Source organism: Wolbachia endosymbiont of Glossina morsitans morsitans (genome assembly GCF_000689175.1).
GTDB classification, from domain to species: Bacteria; Pseudomonadota; Alphaproteobacteria; order Rickettsiales; family Anaplasmataceae; genus Wolbachia; species Wolbachia pipientis.
The window spans coordinates 1-4658 of the sequence record NZ_AWUH01000174.1 but is presented as its reverse complement, the minus strand read 5'-3'; the positions used below and the strand labels follow the sequence as shown (position 1 = coordinate 4658).

Genomic DNA, 4658 nt, shown 5'->3' with positions numbered 1-4658 from the left:
AATCCAGAACAACAATCAGCTGTAACTAACATAGATGGACCAGTTTTGATACTAGCAGGAGCCGGGACGGGAAAAACAAGAACGATTACTTCAAGAATAGCACACATAATTAGAAACGGTCACGCTTATTCTGATGAGATATTAGCAGTTACATTCACAAATAAAGCAGCAAATGAGATGGTATTAAGGGTACTTGAGCTAACGGGCACAAACATACCATGGCTTGGCACTTTCCATGCAATTGCAGCAAAAATCTTGCGCCTGCACGCAGAAATTGTGGGCTTAAACCCCAATTTTACAATCATTGGTGTGGATGACCAATTACAGGTAATAAAAAATATTATCAATGAAATAAATCCTGATTACCTATCAGAAAAATGTAAGACCATTATGAATATTATTCAGCAATGGAAAGAGAAGTGCTTATTGCCATCTGAAGTGGAAGATATTCAATCATTTAGGCCAGTGTACGTAACTGCACTCAAAGTCTATCACCAGTATCAGGAAAGGTTGAAATTCCTTAATTCTGTCGATTTTGGTGACTTGTTGCTATATAACATACAACTCTTTAATCAAAAGGCCGAAGTTCTGTCCTATTACCAAAACAAGTTTAAATATGTCATGGTAGATGAATATCAAGATACAAATGCAATACAATATCTTTGGCTAAAATACCTTGCAAAAGAGCACTCAAATATTTGCTGTGTAGGAGATGACGATCAATCAATATACAGTTGGCGTGGTGCAGAAGTTGAAAATATTTTGAAGTTTTCTGATGATTTTAAAAATGCAAAAACCGTTAAACTAGAGTGTAACTACAGGTCAACATCCCACATACTTGCAACTGCGTCATATGTTATCAATCACAATAAGACTCGCTTAGAAAAAAAATTGTGGACAACAAACATTGAAGGGGAAAAGGTAAATCTAATAAAATTATGGGATGGGAAAGCTGAAGCAAGGTTCATAAGCGAACAGATATTGAAACTCAATAAATACAGATTTAGTGACATTGCAGTGCTGGTAAGGGCCACTTTTCAAACTAGAGTTCTCGAAGAGTATTTTATAAAATATTCAATTCCCTACAAGATTATAAGTGGCGTAAAATTCTACGAACGTCAGGAAGTCAGGGATATAATTGCATATTTAAGACTTGTTACAAACAATAACGATGACTTAGCTTTCGAAAGGATAGTAAATCGGCCAAAAAGAAGCATAGGAGCTACAACTCTAAAGAAAATATACACGACTGCTCAGGATAACAAAATTTCTTTTTTTGAGGCAGCAAAAATATTAGTTAATAGTAATCAGGTAACCGAAAGAATTAAACTCTCACTCAACGATTTTTTAAATAAAATTAAAGCTTGGGAAGAAATAGTAAGCGTAAAACCACTGCATGAATTCGTTAAAATCGTAGCAAACCAATCAGGATATATTGAAATGCTTGAAAATGAGGAGGTAACAGGCTTAGCACGAATAGAAAATGTTAAAGAGCTCATCTCATCTTTAAAAAATTTCGATAATGCCACAACTTTCTTGGAGCATATAAGTCTGGTGATGGAAGTGGATAATATGAATAACGATGACACCGTATATGTTATGACTCTTCATGCAGCCAAAGGACTTGAATTCCCGTGCGTGTTTCTACCTGGTTGGGAAGAGGGATTATTTCCTCATCAAAGATCTTTTGATGACAAAAGTGGTAAAGCTTTAGAAGAAGAAAGAAGACTTGCATATGTTGGCATAACCAGGGCAAAGGAAAGGTTAATCATTTCATGTGCAGATAGGAGGGAAATTAACAACCAGTGGCAACCGATGCGCACTTCTCGGTTCATTAAAGAATTGCCAAGAGAAAATGTTGAGGTAATTAAAAGCAACATTGCCTACTGTTGAAGCTATAATTGCAGATAAACATATCTTACAAATCTGAATTACTTCAACTATATGTTTCTCCTGGCAAAAATTCTGTAACCGTTCACACTTAATTCTTCAATCTCATACCAATTTCTATTACATAACAAACAAATAGATAATAGAGGTGAGAAGGTTATACTAAGGCAGTATGATGATGGAGTTTTGGAATGGCATTGGTATCAGGTTGCAATTTTAGCTTACATTGTGCCAATCTTTCTTCGATTGCTGCTCGCATAAATTCTGCCTTTCTTTTAGTTCTGCAGTGCACTATCGCATCATCCACATATCTTTCAAATGGTACTGTTGGATGATTTTGTTTCATCCATATATCAAATGCATGGTGTATAAATATGTTTGAAATGATTGGGCTTATTGAACCTCCTTGCGGAACTCCTTTTTTCCCTAACTACCTTACTGCCATCTGCTTGCTGAATAGGGGATTTCATCCACCTTTTCAACATACAGTATGACCCATTTGCAGTCTGTGTGCTTCTTGATAGCCTGCAGTGCTAAATTGTGGTCCAGATTGTCGAAAAATCCTGTAACATCAACAGCTTTCTTGGTAATCGTATCCTGTCTCCAATAAACAGCGCTTTTGCTATGTATCCTTGCTCAGCAAAAAACTTACGTAAAGTTGGAGCCTTGTATTTAGCTTGAGTGAAAAGATTTAGAGCACCATCACGATCTTGAACACTTGCACTATGAACATCAGCCGCAATAATTAAGCCCACTGTATCTACAACAATATCACGTTTTCTACCCTTTATTTTTTTTCATATCCTCTGGATCCCCTTTTTGAGTGGTTTTTACTGATTGACTGTCAATTATTCCTACTGAAGGTGTTTCATTTTTACCAAACATTTTTCTTACCTCTTTTACTAGCATATTATGTATTTTTTCCAATTTGCCATTACTACGTCACCTGAGAAAATAGTCATACACCGTCTTCCATGGAGGAAAATCTTTCGGCAGCATTCTCCATTGACAACCACCTCTCATTATATACCTTATTGCATTAATAATTGTTCTAATATTGTGCTTTCTTGGCCTCCCTATCTTTCCTTGTGCAACATATGGCTCCAAACTTTCCCATTCCTTATCACTTATATCACTTGGATACAATTTTCCCTCCTATTTTTTACTTACATTATCATATTTTTTTCCTCATTCCTTTTCAAGACATACTCTTAGACAACTGGACGTCAAGCCTATCCTAGTGCTGCATATCAAGCTCATACTCAGTATGTAAATCTTTGACCAAAGCTACAAGGTATTCTTTTTGAACAATTATACTGATTTTGATTTCAGATGTTGTGATAGCAAGTATATCTATCTTTTTTTCGCTTAAAACCTTGAGTGTGCGGTGCATCACTTCAGTGTTAGACATAACACCAATACCAATTATTGAAATTTTAGCTACATTATCGTTTATAGCATAATTTTCATTCTTATTCAGTAACTTTTCCATTAAATCAATATCAAATTTGGAGATAACAAAACTTGACAAATGTATCATATCAATTTTAACGTTTGGTCCTGCTATATCTCTTAAAGTACGCAAGTTATTTGCAAGGTTAGTGAAAGTTACAAGAGCTTCATTAGTGCTATAAGTTATTCCAGTAATTAAGTACCTCTCTAATACATCCCTTTTGTGTAGTACTGTGGTGCCTTCTACTTCCTTAAAAGTGGATAGCACTTGCACTTTAATGTTATGTTTCATTGCAAGTTGTACTGAACGATTATGCAGTATTTTAGCACCAGATGACGACATTTCCAACATTTCATCGTAAGAGATAAATTTGAGCTTGCGTGCCTTTGGAACAATTTTCGGGTCTGCTGTATATATTCCATCAATATCAGTAAAAATTTCGCAAGTTCTAACACCAAAGGCTACCGCGAAGGCAACTGCTGATATATCAGAGCCTCCTCTTCCAAAAGTAGTGATTCTATCATCATTTATACCCTGAAAACCAGCAATGATCGCAGCAGTATAACCCTCAGCAAAAGATCTTTTCACACGTTCAATCTTTATTGTTTTTATTTTAGACTCAGAATAAAAATCATCAGTTACAATTGGTAACTGCCAGGCAAGCCACGATTTAGCATTAACTCCGATCGATTGGAGAGTGATAGCTAATAGACCGCAAGAGATTTGTTCTCCTGCTGAAAGCATAACGTCATACTCTGATAACTCTTGTCTATAACTTAAATTTGAGATTTGCCGAGCCTGAAAAACCATTTGGTCAGTAAATCCTGCAACAGCAGATACAACAACGATTACATTACAACCTTTCTCAATATCGGTTTTTATCAAATTTGCAACTCGGTTTAAATCAGTTAGCGAAGTCTCACCAAATTTTTTTATGATTATTTTGTCCATAGTTACAATATAACTCTCTTCTAAAGAAAAATATAGTTTTTGTAGAGATAGCAGCTTGCAAGCCATTTAGAAAAGGGAGGACAAAGCTATAGCTAACGCGTCATACCACGATTCATTCCATAGCTGTACGAACATTCATTTTTGAAGGTAAATTGCACAGCAAATGGTGTCATCCCAGTGCCTAGACACTGGGATCCAGAAGACTTAATTTCAACCAAGTGGCTGCATAATAAAGGTTGAATTCCAGTGCCAAGCGCTGGCATGACATCCTCCCTTGTGGAAATTGCTCTCAAATCACAATGTTCGTACAGCTATGGATTCATTCGCGGTATAGATTCCGCTAACTAGTAGCGGAATGACGAAT

General features: G+C 36.0%; 7 protein-coding genes. 1 reads left to right on the top strand and 6 read right to left on the bottom strand.

The window, feature by feature from the left end; all coding sequences use genetic code 11:
* Positions 1-1893, top strand: a 1893-nt coding sequence (locus tag WGMM_RS04500; RefSeq protein ID WP_038250689.1) for an ATP-dependent helicase, incomplete at its 5' end; no start/stop codon positions are given.
* A gap of 154 nt (positions 1894-2047) precedes the next feature.
* Here WGMM_RS04500 and WGMM_RS06915 read toward each other — a convergent pair.
* From WGMM_RS06915 to WGMM_RS06180, 6 genes are all read right to left on the bottom strand, one after another.
* Positions 2048-2260, bottom strand: coding sequence for a hypothetical protein (locus WGMM_RS06915; protein WP_240991933.1), 213 nt, complete (start codon positions 2258-2260; stop codon positions 2048-2050).
* A 163-nt stretch (positions 2261-2423) separates the two neighbouring features.
* Entirely contained in the window at positions 2424-2645 is a 222-nt protein-coding gene (locus WGMM_RS04490; RefSeq protein WP_038250684.1) for a hypothetical protein, read from the bottom strand.
* 25 nt (positions 2646-2670) lie between these two features.
* Complete coding sequence (locus tag WGMM_RS07165) at positions 2671-2799, bottom strand: hypothetical protein (RefSeq protein WP_275039489.1); 129 nt, start codon at positions 2797-2799, stop codon at positions 2671-2673.
* Between the two features lie 33 nt (positions 2800-2832).
* Positions 2833-3036, bottom strand: coding sequence for an IS5 family transposase (locus WGMM_RS05350; protein ID WP_051599657.1), 204 nt, complete (start codon positions 3034-3036; stop codon positions 2833-2835).
* Positions 3037-3127: 91 nt separating this feature from the next.
* Positions 3128-4294, bottom strand: a complete 1167-nt coding sequence (locus WGMM_RS04480; RefSeq protein ID WP_038250691.1) for an aspartate kinase — start codon at positions 4292-4294, stop codon at positions 3128-3130.
* Positions 4295-4386: 92 nt separating this feature from the next.
* Positions 4387-4587, bottom strand: coding sequence for a hypothetical protein (locus WGMM_RS06180; protein WP_038250681.1), 201 nt, complete (start codon positions 4585-4587; stop codon positions 4387-4389).
* Positions 4588-4658 lie beyond the last annotated feature (71 nt).

Bases quoted from the DNA above. Each gene is read 5' to 3' on its own strand.
- WGMM_RS07165 (WP_275039489.1), bottom strand. From the start codon at position 2,799: ATGCTAGTAAAAGAGGTAAGAAAAATGTTTGGTAAAAATGAAACACCT.
- WGMM_RS04480 (WP_038250691.1), bottom strand. From the start codon at position 4,294: ATGGACAAAATAATCATAAAAAAATTTGGTGAGACTTCGCTAACTGAT.